This window comes from Telluria sp. GW821-FHT07G12 (assembly GCF_059418525.1).
The window spans coordinates 216,044-232,503 of sequence record NZ_JBWKQA010000005.1; the positions used below are offsets into that span (position 1 = coordinate 216,044).

Annotated in this window: 12 protein-coding genes; 3 read left to right on the plus strand and 9 right to left on the minus strand. The window is 66.3% G+C overall.

Features of this window, described 5'->3' with window-relative positions; translation table 11 throughout:
• Positions 1-4: 4 nt before the first annotated feature.
• Positions 5-769 (plus strand): exodeoxyribonuclease III, encoded by a 765-nt coding sequence (xth, locus tag AC07PE_RS19590; RefSeq protein ID WP_498767524.1) that lies wholly within the window; start codon positions 5-7, stop codon positions 767-769.
• Here the strand turns inward: xth and AC07PE_RS19595 are convergent.
• From AC07PE_RS19595 to prpB, 6 genes are all read right to left on the minus strand, one after another.
• Entirely contained in the window at positions 759-3,647 is a 2,889-nt protein-coding gene (locus AC07PE_RS19595) for a bifunctional diguanylate cyclase/phosphodiesterase (RefSeq protein WP_498767526.1), read from the minus strand. The two genes, xth and AC07PE_RS19595, sit on opposite strands and share 11 nt — an antisense overlap.
• A 138-nt stretch (positions 3,648-3,785) precedes the next feature.
• Complete coding sequence (prpF, locus tag AC07PE_RS19600) at positions 3,786-4,982, minus strand: 2-methylaconitate cis-trans isomerase PrpF (RefSeq protein WP_498767528.1); 1,197 nt, start codon at positions 4,980-4,982, stop codon at positions 3,786-3,788.
• A 93-nt stretch (positions 4,983-5,075) separates the two neighbouring features.
• Positions 5,076-7,688: a Fe/S-dependent 2-methylisocitrate dehydratase AcnD gene (gene acnD, locus AC07PE_RS19605; RefSeq protein ID WP_498767530.1), complete on the minus strand. Its 2,613-nt coding sequence runs from the start codon at positions 7,686-7,688 to the stop codon at positions 5,076-5,078.
• Positions 7,685-8,218, minus strand: coding sequence for a GNAT family N-acetyltransferase (locus AC07PE_RS19610; protein ID WP_498767532.1), 534 nt, complete (start codon positions 8,216-8,218; stop codon positions 7,685-7,687). Before AC07PE_RS19610 ends, acnD begins: the two co-directional genes overlap by 4 nt.
• Positions 8,218-9,384: a bifunctional 2-methylcitrate synthase/citrate synthase gene (prpC, locus tag AC07PE_RS19615; RefSeq protein WP_498767533.1), complete on the minus strand. Its 1,167-nt coding sequence runs from the start codon at positions 9,382-9,384 to the stop codon at positions 8,218-8,220. Before prpC ends, AC07PE_RS19610 begins: the two co-directional genes overlap by 1 nt.
• Before the next feature lie 21 nt (positions 9,385-9,405).
• Complete coding sequence (gene prpB / locus AC07PE_RS19620; protein WP_498767535.1) at positions 9,406-10,296, minus strand: methylisocitrate lyase; 891 nt, start codon at positions 10,294-10,296, stop codon at positions 9,406-9,408.
• A gap of 264 nt (positions 10,297-10,560) precedes the next feature.
• Between prpB and AC07PE_RS19625 the strand changes: the two genes are divergently transcribed.
• Entirely contained in the window at positions 10,561-12,177 is a 1,617-nt protein-coding gene (locus AC07PE_RS19625) for a M20/M25/M40 family metallo-hydrolase (protein ID WP_498767537.1), read from the plus strand.
• An 11-nt stretch (positions 12,178-12,188) separates the two neighbouring features.
• Here the strand turns inward: AC07PE_RS19625 and AC07PE_RS19630 are convergent, their stop codons facing one another.
• The 3 genes from AC07PE_RS19630 to AC07PE_RS19640 form a co-directional block, all read right to left on the minus strand.
• A complete protein-coding gene (locus AC07PE_RS19630; RefSeq protein ID WP_498767539.1) occupies positions 12,189-12,557 on the minus strand; it encodes a VOC family protein in 369 nt (122 codons plus the stop codon).
• 77 nt (positions 12,558-12,634) lie between these two features.
• On the minus strand, positions 12,635-14,296 hold the full coding sequence (locus AC07PE_RS19635) for a cation acetate symporter (protein ID WP_498767541.1): 1,662 nt from the start codon (positions 14,294-14,296) through the stop codon (positions 12,635-12,637).
• Positions 14,293-14,649: a DUF485 domain-containing protein gene (locus AC07PE_RS19640; protein WP_498767543.1), complete on the minus strand. Its 357-nt coding sequence runs from the start codon at positions 14,647-14,649 to the stop codon at positions 14,293-14,295. Before AC07PE_RS19640 ends, AC07PE_RS19635 begins: the two co-directional genes overlap by 4 nt.
• 161 nt (positions 14,650-14,810) lie before the next feature.
• On the opposite strand from AC07PE_RS19640, the gene prpR reads away from it, so the two are divergent.
• Positions 14,811-16,439: a propionate catabolism operon regulatory protein PrpR gene (gene prpR, locus AC07PE_RS19645; protein WP_498767545.1), complete on the plus strand. Its 1,629-nt coding sequence runs from the start codon at positions 14,811-14,813 to the stop codon at positions 16,437-16,439.
• The last annotated feature ends 21 nt before the right edge of the window (positions 16,440-16,460 follow it).

Sequence of the window (16,460 nt, forward strand, 5' to 3'; positions counted from 1 at the left end):
ATTCATGAAATTAGCCACCTGGAACGTGAACTCCCTGAAAGTGCGCCTGCCGCACCTGCTGCAATGGCTCGCCGCCAATCCGGTCGACGTGCTCTGCATCCAGGAGACCAAGCTCACCGACGACAAATTCCCGGTCGCCGAGATCAACGCGGCCGGCTACGAGGTCGCGTTCACCGGCCAGAAGACGTATAACGGCGTGGCCATCATCTCGAAACATCCGCTGACCGACGTGGTGCGCAACAACCCGCACTTCCCCGACGAGCAGCAGCGCCTGATCGCCGCCACCGTGCAGGGCGTGCGCGTGATCTGCGCCTACGTCGTCAACGGCCAGGCGGTCGGCTCCGACAAGTTCGCCTACAAGATGGCCTGGCTGGCGGCGCTGCGCGAGTGGGTGAAGGAAGAAATGGCGGCGCACCCGGATTTTGCAATCCTGGGCGACTACAACATCGCGCCGGACGACCGTGACGTCTACGACCCGGTCGAATGGGCCGGCGCGATCCACTGCTCGGAACCGGAGCGCGCCGCGCTGGGCGAGCTGTTCGGCCTGGGCCTGTCGGACGCCTTCCGCCTGTTCGAGCAGCCGGAAAAGCTGTACAGCTGGTGGGACTACCGAATGATGGCGTTCCGCCGCAACCGCGGCCTGCGCATCGACCACATCCTGCTGTCGGCCAGCCTGGCGAAGAGCTGCACGGCCTGCGTGATCGACCGCGAGCCGCGCAAGTGGGAGCAGCCGTCCGACCACACCCCCGTCATCGCGACTATCGAGTAAGCAGGCGCGGGATCTCCGCCCCATCCGCCGGCCTGGCAAACAGATAACCCTGCGCCAGGTCGCAGCCATGCTCGCGCAGCAGCGCCAGCTGGGCCTCGGTCTCCACCCCTTCCGCCACCACCGACAGCTGCAGGCTGCCGGCCAGCGCCATGATGGCGGCGACGATGGCGCGATCCTCGCCGCTGCCCGCCAGGTCGCGGATGAAGGCGCGGTCGATCTTGATCTTGTGGACCGGGAAGCGCTTCAGGTAGGCCAGGCTCGAATAGCCGGTGCCGAAGTCGTCGATCGACAGGCGGATGCCCATCTTCGAGATCTCGTCCAAGGTTTCCAGGGTCTGCTGGCCGTGCTGCATCAGCGCGGTCTCGGTGATCTCGAATTCCAGCATGGCCGGCGCAATGCCCGTCTCCTCGACGATGCGCCGGATCGAGTCGACCAGGCCGCGCTGCATGAACTGGCGCGCCGACAGATTGACCGCCAGCGGCACCGCCTTCAAACCGGCCTTCTGCCACGCCACCGCCTGTTCGCAGGCGGCGCGGATCACCCATTCGCCCACCGACACGATCAGGCCGTTCTCTTCCAGCATGGGGATGAAGTCGTCCGGCGCCACCAGGCCGTGGTCCGGGCGGCGCCAGCGCAGCAGCACCTCCAGGCCCTCTACCTTGCCGTCCCGCGTGGCGACGATGGGCTGGTAGAACAGCGTGAACTCGCGGCGTTCGAGCGCGCCGCGCAGGCTGGTCTCGAGCTCGAAGTGGCGCGCCGCCGCCACGTTCATGCGCTCGGCGAAGAACTGGTAGTTGTTGCGGCCCGAGGCTTTGGCGTGGTACATCGCGGCGTCGGCCTTGCGCATCAGGGTTTCGACATCCTCGCCGTCGTCCGGGCACAGGCAGATGCCGATCGAGGGCGAGATGTGCAGGCTGCGGCCCTCGAAGCGCACCGGCTCGGCCAGCGCGGCGATGATCTTCTCGCCGACCAGTGCGCATTCCTCGGCCACGCGCACGCCCGGCACCAGCACCACGAATTCGTCGCCGCCCAGGCGCGCCACGGTGTCCACTGCCCGCACCACGCGGCACAGGCGGTTCGCGACTTCCTTCAGCAGGTGGTCGCCGGTCAGGTGGCCGAGCGAATCGTTGATGGTCTTGAAGCGGTCCAGGTCGATGAACATCACGGCCAGCTTGCGGCCGTCGCGCCGTGCCACCAGCATCGCCCGGTCCAGGCGCTCGGACAGCAGCGCGCGATTCGGCAGCCCGGTCAGCGCGTCGTGGTAGGCCATGTGGTGGACCCGGGCCTCTGCCTGGCGACGCTCGACGATCTCGGCCTGCAGCAGGCGGTTGGCGCCCGCCAGCTCCGCGGTGCGCTCCTGCACCCGCACCTCGAGTTCGTCGCGCGCGCGGCGCAGGGCATCGGCGGCCTGGCGCTGGTCGGTCACGTCGTCGATCAGCCAGACGCTGCGGCCGCTGCGCTGGGCCATGTCGAAGGGCCGGCCCGACAGGCGCGCCCAGAAGCGCGTGCCGTCGCGCCGCATCAGCTGGTATTCGGCCATGTGCACGCGGCCGGCCGCGAAGTCGGCCTGGGTCTGGCGCCGCGCCGCATCCCAGCTGGCGAGGTCGGGATACAGTTCGCGCACGCTGGCGCCGTCGATCGCGCCGTCCGCGCAGCCGAACAGTTCCTCCATCTTGCGGTTGCAGCGCAGCGTGCGCCCGCCTTCGACCACGGCGATGCCCAGCACCGCGTTGTCGAGGATGGCCTGGTTTTCCAGCACCGCGTTGCGCAGCGACTCTTCGTCGCACTTCTGGCGCGTGCGGTCCTCGATCATCCAGATCGTGCCCTGCGCCGGATCTTCGCTGTTGATGGCGTAGCCGATCAGGCGCACCCACATCGGCGTACCGTCCTTGCGCACCATGGTGCTCTCGGCCTGGAAGGGCTTGCCCTGCCCGAGCACGGAATAGGCCTCGGCGCCCAGGTAGGCGAAGGCGTCATCGTCGGCGTACAGGATGCGCGTCAGGCTGCCGATAGTCTCGCCTTCGCGGTAGCCGAACATGCGGTCGAAGCTGCTGTTGGTGCGCGTGATCACGCGTTCGCGCGTGAAGAAGATGCCGATCGAGGCATTGGTCATGATCGCCTGCACTTCACGCAGGGCCTGGCGGGCCTCCGTCACGTCCTCCAGGATCCAGATCGTGCCGGCATCGCGCGAGGTCATGTCGACCGCCCTGGCGCGGATGCGGCACCAGATCAGCGAGCCGTCGCGGCGGCGCAGCTGGATTTCGTCGCGCTCGAACAGATCGCCGGAGGTCAACACGCAGACAGCCTGCTCCATGAAGCTTTCGTACTGGGATTGGGAGACGAAGAAGGCGGCGGGATCGCGTCCCATCAGATCGCCGGGCTCGTAGCCCAGCATGTGGGCCATGCGCGGATTGCAGGACTTGACCAGGTGCGGCAGGGTGACGACGATGCCGACCGGCGCGTGCTCGAGCACCACCGCCTGCTCCAGCTGGACGCTGCGCAGCGCGCCTTCCGCACAGCGGGACTGGCGGGCGCCGGGCAGCTCGCCGAAGACGAAGGTGGCACCCAAAATGCCGGCTTCGGGCGGCAAGGGACGCGCCCTCACCTCGACCGGGATTTCGAGTTCGCCGGCCGCCAGCAGCCCGCTCCAGCGCCGCTCGCCGCCTGCCGCCAGCGCGGCCTCGTGCGCGGCCTGCGGCCTGCTGCGCTCGCAGAACAGCACGGGCAGCGTCGAGCCCTCGACCGCTGCGCCGAGCAGCCGCTCGAGGGCCTCGTTGGCCGCCCAAATCAGTCCCTGCGCATCGCAGGCGCAGGCCGGCGCGGCCAGCAGCGCCAGCGCCTCGGCCACCATGGCCGGTTTGCTCGTTACACGATCCATCCCTTGTCCCAATTTCCGGGTCCGTCCGCGGGACCTCTTTTTCCGGGGAGAATCATAAACCAACAATCGGTCGCAAATATCAAACAGGCAAAAAAAAGCCCTCCGTGTTGTACGGCGGGCTCATGGTGTTACAAAGGCTTAGAAAGTATTGCCGGGGATGCGGACCCAGCCTTCCATCAGGACGCGGGCGCTGCGGCTCATCACCGCCTTCTTGACGGCCCAGTCGCCGGTTTTCTCGTCCTGCTCCGCCTGGGCGCCGACGCGCAGGGTGCCGGACGGGTGGCCGAAGCGCACCGCTTCATGGGCGCGGCCGCCGGCGGCCAGGCTGACCAGGGTGCCGGGAATCGCCGCCGCCGTGCCGATCGCCACCGCCGCCGTGCCCATCATCGCGTGGTGCAGCTTGCCCATCGAGAGCGCGCGCACCAGCAGGTCGATCTCGCCGGCCATCACTTGTTTACCGCTGGAGGCGACGTAATCCAGCGGCGATGCGACGAAAGCCACCTTCGGCGTGTGCTGGCGGCGCGCCGCTTCTTCGACGTGCTGGATCAAACCCATGCGCATCGCGCCATGGGCCCGGATCGATTCGAACATCGCCAGCGCCTTGGGGTCGCCATTGATCGCGTCCTGCAGTTCGGTGCCGGTGTAGCCGATGTCTTCGGCGTTCACGAAGATGGTCGGGATGCCAGCATTGATCATCGTCGCCTTGAGCGTGCCGACGCCGGGGACCTCGAGCTCGTCGACCAGGTTCCCGGTCGGGAACATCGCGCCTCCGCCCTCGCCCTCCTCGGCCGCCGGGTCCATGAATTCGAGCTGGACCTCGGCCGCCGGGAAGGTCACACCATCCAGCTCGAAGTCGCCGGTCTCCTGAACCTGGCCATTCGTGACCGGCACGTGGGCGACGATGGTCTTGTTGATGTTGGCCTGCCAGATGCGTACGGTGACCGTGCCGTTTTCCGGAATGCGCTCGGCCGGGATGAAGCCGTTGCTGATCGCGTAGGGGCCGATCGCCGCCGACAGGTTGCCGCAGTTGCCGCTCCAGTCGACGAAAGGCTTGTCGATCGAGACCTGGCCGAACAGGTAGTCGACGTCGTGGTCCGGGCGCGTGGCCCTGGCGACGATCACGGTCTTGCTGGTGCTCGAGGTGGCGCCGCCCATGCCGTCGATCTGCTTGCCGTAGGGGTCGGGGCTGCCGATCACGCGCAGCAGCAGCTTGTCGCGTGCTTCGCCGGGTACCTGGGCCGCTTCGGGCAGGTCCTGCAGGCGGAAGAAGACGCCTTTGCTGGTGCCGCCACGCATGTAGGTGGCGGGGATCTTGATTTGGGGTTGATGAGCCATTGATGTCGTCCTTGTAGGGTGGGCACCCCGTGCCCACCAAAACGTTTGCGCGGTGTCGGCGCATATCGTGGGCACGGGGTGCCCACCCTACGATTATGCTGCTACTTTCGTCGTCGCCAGGAAGTCCTGCGCAAAGCGCTGCAGCACGCCGCCGGCCTCGTAGATCGACACCTCTTCCGCCGTATCGAGACGGCAGGTCACCGGCACTTCGACCGTCTCGCCCGCTTTCTCTCCTTTATGGCGGTGGATCACCAGCATGAGCACAGCGCGCGGGGTGCGTTCGCCCACCACGTCGTAGCTCTCGGTGCCGTCCAGGCCCAGGGTCAGGCGGGTGGTGCCCGGCATGAACTCCAGCGGCAGCACGCCCATGCCGACCAGGTTGGTGCGGTGGATGCGCTCGAAGCCCTCGGCCACGATGGCTTCCACGCCGGCCAGGCGCACGCCTTTCGCCGCCCAGTCGCGCGAGGAACCCTGGCCGTAGTCGGCGCCGGCGATCACGATCAGCGGCTGCTTGCGCTCCATGTAGGTCTCGATCGCTTCCCACATGCGCGTCACCTGGCCTTCGGGTTCGATGCGGGCCAGCGAACCGGCGCGCACGCTGCCATCTAGGTTGCGGACCATCTCGTTCTTCAGTGTCGGATTGGCGAAGGTGGCGCGCTGCGCCGTCAGATGGTCGCCGCGGTGGGTAGCGTAGGAGTTGAAGTCTTCTTCCGGCAGGCCCATCTTGTGCAGGTATTCGCCAGCCGCGCTGTTCATCATGATGGCGTTCGACGGCGACAGGTGGTCGGTGGTGATGTTGTCGCCCAGGACCGCCAGCGGCAGCATACCCTTCAGGCTACGCTCGCCGGCCAATGCGCCTTCCCAATAGGGCGGACGGCGGATGTAGGTGCTCATCGGGCGCCAGTCGTACAGCGGCGACACCGCTTCTTCCGTCGATTCCTGGCGCGCGAACATCACGTCATACACGTTGCGGAACTGCTGCGGCTTCACCGATCGTTCGACCACGGCATCGATCTCGGCATCGCTCGGCCAGATGTCGGCCAGGCGGATTTCCTTGCCATTGGCGTCGACACCCAGCACATCCTTCTCGATGTCGAAGCGGATCGTGCCGGCGATCGCATAGGCCACCACCAGCGGGGGCGATGCCAGGAAGGCCTGCTTGGCATAGGGGTGGATGCGGCCGTCGAAATTGCGGTTGCCCGACAGGACGGCGGTCGCGTACAGGTCGCGCTCCACGACTTCCTTCTGGATGACCGGATCCAGCGCGCCCGACATGCCGTTGCAGGTGGTGCAGGCAAAGGCGACAATGCCGAAGCCCAGCTTTTCCAGTTCCGGCAGCAGGCCCGCCTCTTCCAGGTAGAGTGCCACAGCCTTCGAGCCCGGCGCCAGCGAGGATTTCACCCACGGCTTGCGCAGCAGTCCCAGCTTGTTGGCGTTACGGGCGATCAGGCCGGCCGCGATCATGTTGCGCGGATTGTTGGTGTTGGTGCAGCTGGTGATGGCGGCGATGATCACCGCGCCGTCCGGCATCAGGCCAGGCTCGTTCTCGACCTTGCCGGCGATCCCCTGCGCGGCCAGTTCCGAAGTCGGCACGCGCTTGTGCGGATTCGACGGGCCGGCGATGTTGCGGACCACCGTGGACAGGTCGAACTGCAGGGTACGCTCATACTCGGCCTTGGCCAGGGTGTCGGCCCACAAGCCGGTTTCCTTCGCATAGGTTTCGACCAGCTTGACCAGCTCGTCGTCGCGGCCGGTCAGCTTGAGGTACTTGATGGTCTGCTCGTCGATGGCGAACATGGCGGCGGTGGCGCCGTATTCCGGGGCCATGTTCGAGATCGTGGCGCGGTCGCCCAGGGTCAGGTTGGCCGAGCCTTCGCCGAAGAATTCCAGGTAGGCGGAGACGACCTTCGACTTGCGCAGGAACTCGGTCAGCGCCAGCACGAGGTCGGTGGCGGTGATGCCCGGCTGCGGTTTGCCGGTCAGCTCGACGCCGACGATGTCCGGCAGGCGCATGTAGGACGCGCGGCCCAGCATGACGCTTTCGGCTTCCAGGCCGCCGACGCCGATCGCGATCACGCCCAGCGCGTCGACCATCGGGGTGTGCGAGTCGGTGCCGACCAGGGTATCCGGGTAGGCCACGCCATCCTTCACCTGGACCACGGGGCTCATGCGCTCGAGGTTAATCTGGTGCAGGATGCCGTTCCCCGGCGGGATCACGTCGACGTTCTGAAAGGCTTTCTTGGTCCAGTTGATGAAATCGAAGCGGTCTTCGTTGCGGCGGTCTTCGATCGCGCGGTTCTTGTCGAAGGCATCCGGATCGAAGCCGCCGCACTCGACGGCCAGCGAGTGGTCGACCACCAGCTGGGTCGGCACCACCGGGTTCACCAGGGCCGGGTTCCCGCCTTGCAGGGCGATGGCGTCGCGCAGGCCGGCCAGGTCGACCAGCGCGGTCTGGCCGAGGATGTCGTGGCAGACCACGCGCGCCGGGAACCAGGGGAAGTCGAGGTCGCGCTTGCGCTCGATGAGCTGCTTCAGGGAAGGCACCAGCGCGACCGGGTCGCAGCGGCGCACCAGGTTTTCGGCCAGCACACGCGAGGTGTAGGGCAGGCCGTCCCAGGCGCCCGGCTGGATTTCTTCGACCGCCGCTTTGGCGTCGAAGTAGTGCAGATTGGTCCCGCGCAGGGGTTTGCGGTATTGGCTGTTCATGATGGATCTTGTGAAACGAGAGAGAGCTGCAGGTGCTGCTTGGCGTAGTACCTGCCTTCATGGAGGATGGCGTCCGGCTCGACGCCGAACTGCTTGAAGCCGAAGGCCTCGTAGAGCCGTTCCGCGGCCGTGTTGCCGTCGGTGTAAGCCAGCGTGATCTGGCGGATGCTGCCCAGCGAGCGGGCAAAATCGATCAGGTGGGACACCAGCAGGCGCCCGATCCCGCGCCCCTGCTGCCGCCCATCGACCATCAGGCTGTTCAAGCTGGCGGAATGGCGCAGCCGCCGGTTTTCCTGCGTGCGCAGGGCAACGGTGCCCAGCAGCTGGTCGCCATCGAAGGCGCCGAACCAGTAATCGCCGGCCTGCGTCAGCCGCTTCGCGTGCCATTCTTCCGATTGTTCCAGCGCGTCTTCATACGTCGGACCATGGCAGAGCTGGTAATCGCGCAGGCTGTTGAGGCGCAGGGCGCGGTACTGGCGCGCGTCTTCCGCGGCCAGTGCGCGCACGACGATACTGCCGGCGCCGTCCATTACTTGCGCTCCGCCAGCGGCACGAAGCTCAGGTCTTCCGGACCGACGTAGTTCGCGCTCGGACGGATGATCTTGTTGTCGATGCGCTGCTCGATGATGTGGGCCGACCAGCCGGAGGTGCGCGCGATGACGAACAGCGGCGTGAACATCGCGGTCGGCACACCCATCATGTGGTACGAGACCGCCGAGAACCAGTCCAGGTTCGGGAACATCTTCTTCACTTCCCACATGACCGATTCCAGGCGCTCGGCGATGTCGAACATCTTCATCGAACCGGCCTCCGCCGAGAGTTTACGCGCCACTTCCTTGATCACCTTGTTGCGCGGGTCCGAGATCGTGTACACCGGGTGGCCGAAGCCGATCACGACTTCCTTGTTGGCGACGCGGTTGCGGATGTCGGCTTCGGCTTCGTCCGCGTTTTCGTAGCGCTTCTGGATCTCGAAGGCGACTTCGTTGGCGCCGCCGTGCTTCGGGCCGCGCAGCGCGCCGATCGCGCCGGTGATGGCCGAGTAGATGTCGGAACCGGTGCCGGCGATGACGCGGCCGGTGAAGGTCGAGGCATTGAACTCGTGCTCGGCGTACAGGATCAGCGAGGTGTGCATCGCCTTGACCCAGTCCTCCGACGGCTTTTCGCCATGCAGCAGGTGCAGGAAGTGGCCGCCGATCGAGTCGTCGTCGGTCTCGACTTCGATGCGCTTGCCGTTATGGCTGAAGTGGTACCAGTACAGCAGCATCGAACCCAGCGATGCCATCAGGCGGTCGGCGATGTCGCGCGCGCCCGGGATGTTGTGGTCGTCCTTTTCCGGCAGCGTGCAGCCCAGCACCGAGACGCCGGTGCGCATCACGTCCATCGGATGCGAAGCGGCAGGCAGCGCTTCCAGCGCGCCCTTCACGGCTTGCGGCAGGCCGCGCAGCATTTTGAGCTTGGCCTTGTAGCCTTTCAGTTCGGCGGCGTTCGGCAGCTTGCCGTGCACCAGCAGGTAGGCGATTTCTTCGAATTCGGAGGTGTCGGCGACGTCCAGGATGTCGTAGCCGCGGTAGTGCAGGTCGTTGCCGGAGCGGCCCACCGAGCACAGTGCGGTGTTACCCGCGGCGACGCCGGACAGGGCGACGGATTTCTTCGGCTTGAAGGTCGGGGTGTCGGTTTGCGTGGTCTGATCGGTCATGTCTTGGTCTCCGTAGGCAAATTATTTGGCTTTGTTCTGGGCAAACAGCGCATCCAGCTTCTGCTCGAAGCTATGGTAGTCGATGCGGTCGTAGAGTTCGGCGCGGGTCTGCATGGTGTCGACCACGTTCTTCTGGTGGCCGTCGCGGCGGATCGCCTCGTACACGTTCTCGGCGGCCTTGTTCATGGCGCGGAAGGCGGACAGCGGGTAGAGCACGATGTCGACGTCGGCGCCCTTCAGCTCTTCGACGCTGAACAGCGGGGTCGCGCCGAACTCGGTGATGTTGGCCAGGATCGGCACCTTCACGGCCTTCTTGAACTGGGCATACATCTCGAGGCTGGTGATCGCTTCCGGGAAGATCATGTCGGCGCCGGCTTCGACGCAGGCGACCGCACGTTCCACGGCCTTGTCGAGTCCCTCGACGGCCAGCGCGTCGGTGCGTGCCATGATCACGAAGTTATCGTCGGTACGGGCGTCGACAGCGGCTTTCACGCGGTCGACCATTTCGCCCTGGCTGACGATTTCCTTGCCCGGACGGTGGCCGCAGCGCTTGGCGCCGACCTGGTCTTCGATGTGGCAGGCGCCGGCGCCGGCCTTGATCAGCGAGCGCACGGTGCGCGCGACGTTGAAGGCGGAGGAGCCGAAGCCGGTGTCGATGTCGACCAGCAGCGGCAGGTCGCAGACGTCGGTGATGCGGCGCACGTCGATCAGCACGTCTTCCAGGCCCGAGATGCCGAGGTCCGGCAGGCCCAGCGAACCCGCGGCCACGCCGCCGCCCGACAGGTAGATCGCGCGGTAACCGGCGCGCTTGGCCAGCAGGGCGTGGTTGGCGTTAATCGCGCCGATCACCTGCAGCGGATGTTCTTCCTGTACGGCCAGGCGGAATTTGGCGCCTGCGGAGAGTTGACTCATGGTGCTGTCCTTTCGATTGATTCATTGAGCGGAGTACGGCCACCTCAATGCAAACGCCGTGCCAACCCCCATGCTACGCCGCCCTGCCCTGTTTTCAAGGACTTGCAAGCTTTCCGGCCCAGGTATCGCGTTTCATCCTGCAACATTGTTTCACGATGAAACGCACAGTGTTCAGCGCACCTGTTCCGCTGGTATAGCCGAGTTCGTCAGCGTAGAATCGCCAGCGCAGTTCTCTTTTGACAACAACAACCACCAAGAGGATCTATGTGCGACATTCGTAAGGCCAGCCTGCTGGCGACCCTGGTCATGGCCTGCTTCGGCGCCCGCGCCGCGGATGCTGTCGATGCCAACACCATCAACCGCATCGCCGACGAGGGCTACAACCGCGGCCAGGTCGTGAGCCTCGCGGCCCACCTGACCGACCGCATCGGCGGCCGCATGACCAACTCGCCGGCCATGCGCCAGGCGGAGAAGTGGACCCAGCAGATGTTCACCGGCTGGGGCCTGCAGAATGTCCACCTCGAAGGCTACGACTTCGGCCGCGGCTGGTGGATCGAATCCTCGTCGGTGCGCATGACCGCGCCGCGCCCGCTGGCGCTGACCGCGATTCCCGTCGCCTGGACCCCGCCGACGAAGGGCACGCTGAGCGCTCCCATCGTCGTTGCGCCGGTGCGCCACGTGCGCGACCTGGCCCAGTACAAGGGCAAGGTCCGCGGCAAGATCGTCCTGATCAGCTATCCGGATGCGCCGAAGGACGACACCGCCGCCACCTTCAAGCGCTACGACGAAGCGGAACTCGGCAAGCTGTCGACCTACGACCAGCCGCACTACGATCCGGACCAGTCGTTCGACCTGTATAAAAAATACTTCGAGCAGGCGCGCGAGATCGACCGCTTCATGGCGGCGGAAGGAGCGGTAGCTCTGGTCAAGATGTCCTATCGCGGCGGCGGCCTGGTGCAGGGCGAAGGCTACTTCCACCGCAAGGGCGAGACGGTTTCGCTGCCGGAAGTCGAGATGGCCGCCGAGGACTACCGCCGCCTGGCGCGCCTGGCCAAGGTCGGCGAAGTGAAGCTCGAGATGAACAACAAGGTGCATTTCGAGGACGGCGACATGAACGCCTACAACGTGCTGGCCGAGATCCCGGGCAGCGATCCGCAGGCCGGCTACGTGATGGCCGGCGCCCACCTGGACAGCTGGGTGGCCGGCGACGGCGCCGCCGACAACGGCGCCGGCTCGGTGGTGGTGATGGAAGCGGCGCGCATCCTGGCGCAGCTGGGCGTGAAGCCGAAGCGCACCATCCGCTTTGCGCTGTGGACCGGCGAGGAACAGGGCCTGCTCGGTTCCCTGGCCTACATCCAGAAGCACATCGCCACCCGTCCGCGCCCGAGCGACGCGGCGCATGCCAAACTGCCGGAATTCATGTGGGAGACCTATCCGATCACGCCCCTGCCCGGCTATAACGAGATGGCGGCCTACTTCAATCTGGACAACGGCTCCGGCAAGATCCGCGGCATCTACGCCGAAGGGAATTTCGCGGCCATGCCGGTGCTGCGCAGCTGGCTCGCGCCCTTCTCCAGCCTGGGCGCCGACAAGGTCGTGGCCAAGAAGACCGGCGGCACCGACCACGAGATCATGGCCGGCATGGGCCTGCCCGCCTTCCAGTTCATCCAGGATCCGCTGGACTACGGCTCGCGCGTGCACCACTCGAACCTCGACACCTTCGACCACCTGCGCACCGAAGACCTGCGCCAGGCCGCGGTGATCATGGCCACCGTGCTGCTGCAGGCGGCCGAGAGCGAGACGCCGATGCCGCGCAACGTGCTGCCGAAGCAGCCGACGCCGACCGATCCTTTCCAGTACCGGGATCCGGCCAAGGACTGAGGCTTGAAGGCTCAGCGGCGCTGCTGGAACACCAGCGTGTTGCCGCTGGGGTCGTCGATATAGACTTCGCGGGTGCCCCAGGTCTGCTCGAGCGGACCTTCGTGCACCGGCGATTCCGGCCGCACCGGCGGCGTGAACCCGCGGGCGACGAAGCCCGCGAACGCGGCATCCACGTCCTCGCACAGCACGATCGTGCTGCAATGGCCGTAGCGGCCTTGCCCCGGCGTCAGGTTCAGGTGCAGTTCATCCCCGCCGCGCCGCATCCCCGCATAGAAGGGCTGGTCTTCGGGCCAGGTAAACGCGAGCGCGAAGTCGAGCACGCGCGTGTAGAACGCGATCGCTTCCGACACGTCGCGCACCACCAGTATCGGTATCAGCACCTGAAGCTCCTCCTGAAAAATAAAAAAACCCGGAGGCCGCTGCGGCCTCCGGGTTCAGTGTACGGCTATTTACCGGTTCAGTGGGCCGAAGCGGCAGCGGCGCCGATACCGGTCTCCGAACGCACTTCCTGCGCCTCGAAGCCTGCCTTGTCGATCGCAGCGCGCGGGCTCTTGTCGGTGACCGAGAACAGCCACACGCCGACGAAGCCGACGATCATCGAGAACAGGGCCGGCGAGGTGTAGGGGAAGATCTCGGTCTTGTTGTGGAAGACGTCGACCCACACGGACTTCGACAGCACGGTCAGGCCAACCGCCGTGATCAGGCCCAGGAAGCCGCCGATGGTCGCGCCGCGGGTGGTGCACTTGCTCCACAGGACGGACATGAACAGCACCGGGAAGTTGGCCGAGGCGGCGATGGCGAAGGCCAGCGACACCATGAAGGCGACGTTCACGGTCTCGAACACATAACCCAGCGCCACGGCGATGATGCCGAGGATGATGGTAGTGATCTTCGAGACGCGCAGTTCGCTGCCCGGGGCCGGCTGGCCCTTCTTGATGACGGTGGCGTAGAGGTCGTGCGAGACCGCCGAGGCGCCCGACAGGGTCAGGCCGGCCACCACCGCCAGGATGGTCGCGAAGGCCACGGCCGAGATGAAGCCGAGGAAGACGTCGCCGCCGACGGCGCTGGCCAGGTGCACGGCCGCCATATTGTTACCGCCCAGGAGCTTGCCGGCTGCATCCTTGAAGGCCGGGTTGGTACCGACCAGCACGATCGCGCCGAAGCCGATGATGAAGGTCAGGATGTAGAAGTAGCCGATCCAGGTGGTGGCCCACAGCACCGACTTGCGCGCTTCCTTGGCGCTCGGGACGGTGAAGAAGCGCATCAGGATGTGCGGCAGGCCGGCGGTGCCGAACATCAGCGCCATGCCGAAGGAGATGCCGGAGATCGGGTCCTTGATGAAGTTACCCGGGCCCATGATGGAGTCCTTCTTGCTGTGCACTTCGACGGCCTTGGCGAACAGCTGCTCCGGGCTGAAGTTGTACATGGCCAGCACCGAGAAGGCCATGAAGGAGGCGCCCGCCAGCAGCATCACGGCCTTGATGATCTGGACCCAGGTGGTAGCGGTCATGCCGCCGAACAGCACGTAGACCATCATCAGGATACCGACCAGCACCACGGCGACACCGTAGTCCAGGCCGAACAGCAGCTTGATCAGCTGGCCGGCGCCGACCATCTGCGCGATCAGGTAGAACAGCACGGTGACCAGGGTGCCGGAAGCGGCGAACATGCGCACCGGCTTCTGCGCGAAGCGGTAGGCGGCGACGTCGGCGAAAGTGAAGCGGCCCAGGTTGCGCAGGCGCTCGGCCATCAGGAAGGTGATGACGGGCCAGCCGACCAGGAAGCCGATCGCGTAGATCAGGCCATCGAAGCCGTTGGCGAAGACCGCGGCGGAGATGCCGAGGAAGGATGCGGCCGACATGAAGTCGCCGGCGATGGCGAGACCGTTCTGGAAGCCGGTAATGCCGCCGCCCGCGGTGTAGAAGTCGGAGGCCGAGCGGGTGCGCTTGGCGGCCCACTTGGTGATGAACAGGGTCAGGATGACGAACACCGCGAACATCGTGATCGCGGTCCAGTTGGTGGCCTGCTTGGTGGCCTGGCCCAGGTCGGGCGCGGCGATGGCGGCGTTGGTCGCGGCCAGCAGCGCCAGCGCGGAGATATTACGAATCGTGGTCTTCATGCGCGCACCTTCTGTTTGATCGGAGCGGCGCCGGTGCCGGAATCGCCGGCGGCGGCGTTACGCTGGATGGCGTCGGTCAGCGCATCGAACTCGCTGTTGGCGCGGCGCACGTAGATGCCGGTGACGACCACCGTGAACAGGATCACGAACAGGCCCAGGGGCACGCCCCAGGACATCACGCCCGCGCCGATGCGCGAACCCATGAATTCCTTGTCGAAGGCGTTCAGGCAGGTGAAGCCGTAATACACGATCATCACGGCCCAGGTCAGCATCCAGCCGTAGCGGGAGCGGGTCCTGACCAGCTTCTGGTAATTCGGGTCGCTCTTGACCCGTTGTACGACGTCTTGGTCCACTTTGTTGTCTCCAATAGTTCTAATAATGCCTTTTTGGTACAGGCTGCTTGCGATCCTACGGGCCGGTGCTTACCCGATTCTTACGGCTGGCACATAATCTGCCGGCCATTCGGATGTTTCACGCTGAAACATCGCGGTGCAAACTGCATTACACTTGCAACATGAGTCATCCCACCCGCACTGTGCACGACGCCGTCGACAAGCCCGTGATCTGGACCGTTTCCGTGTCCCGCCTGTCCGACCTGTTCCGCGACATCACCCTCGAATACGACCATCTGGCCCAGATCGAGCCCCTGCACCTGGGCTTCGACGAGGCCGCGCGCCACATCCGCGAGCGCATGGCGACCGACCACTGCGACGTCGTCATCGCCGCCGGTTCGAATGCCGCCTATCTGAAGGGACGGGTGTCGGTGCCGGTGGTGGTGGCCAAGGCCAGCGGCAGCGACGTGATGCAGGCGCTGGCGCGGGCGCGCCGCCTGTCGCCGCGGGTCGCGGTGATCAGCTACCAGCAGCCGATGCCGGAGCTGGCCGAATTCACCGCCACCTTCGGCCTGTCCATCGCCCAGCGCACCTATGTGACCGAGGAGGATGCGCGCGCCGCCATCGACGAACTGAAGGCGGGCGGGATCGAGGTGATCGTCGGCGCGGGATTGATTACCGACCTGGCCGAGGAAGCGGGCCTGAAGGCGGTGTTCGTGTACTCGGCGGCCTCGATCCGCCAGGCCTTCGACGATGCCCTCGAGATGGCGCGCCTGACGCGGCTGGAATCGGGGCGCGGACGGCGCGGCAGTCCGGACCCGCGGCGCGCACGACGCGGCCTGAACGACCTGCGCGGCGAGTCGGCGGCCATGGAAAAGCTGCGCCAGACCGTGGTGCTGTATGCGCGCTCGAAGGCCACGGTGCTGATCCAGGGCGAAACCGGCAGCGGCAAGGAGCTGGTGGCCCAGGCCATTCATCGCGAGGGCCCGCACCGGGGCGCCAACCGGCCCTTCGTGGCCGTGAACTGCGGCGCGATCGCCGAATCGCTGCTGGAATCGGAACTGTTCGGGCACGAGGAAGGCGCGTTCACGGGCGCGCGCCGCGGCGGCCATGCCGGATTATTCGAAGCGGCGAATGGCGGCACCCTCTTCCTCGACGAGATCGGCGAAATGCCGCTGGCCTTGCAGACGCGGCTCTTGCGGGTACTGGAAGAGCGCGAAGTGATGCGGGTGGGCGGCACGCGCCCGGTGCCGATCGAGGTGCGCGTGATCAGCGCCACCCACTGCAACCTCGACGCGCGCGTGCGCGAAGGACGCTTCCGGGCCGACCTGTTCTACCGCCTGGCGGTGCTGCGCCTGGTGCTGCCGCCTCTGCGCGAGCGCCGCGCGGATATTCCACAGCTGGCCGAATGGTCGCTGAAGAATGCGATGGCGGCGCTGGACGCGCGCCCGCACCCGAATCTCGCCGCCGAGATCGCGGCCTGCGCGCCCATCCTGCAGGCATATGCGTGGCCCGGCAACGTGCGCGAGCTGCGCAACCTGATGGAGCGGCTGGCGCTGTTCCTGGCCGCCGAGCCGCTGCAGGCCCTGACCCCGGCCTTTTTACTGGGGGTGGCGCCGGAGCTGGGCCAGGCCGTGACTGCACCGGCCGGCGCCCTGCCCGCCCCGGCCATGCTTGCATCACCGCAAGAGTCATCGCAGGCGAGCGTGGCCGAAGTCCTGGCGCGCTTCGGCGGCCAGCGCGAGGCCGCCGCGCGCCACCTGGGCATCAGCCGCACTACCCTGTGGCGGCGCCTGAAAGCCGGCAACTAATCCTGCGACGCTGCGGCGTCG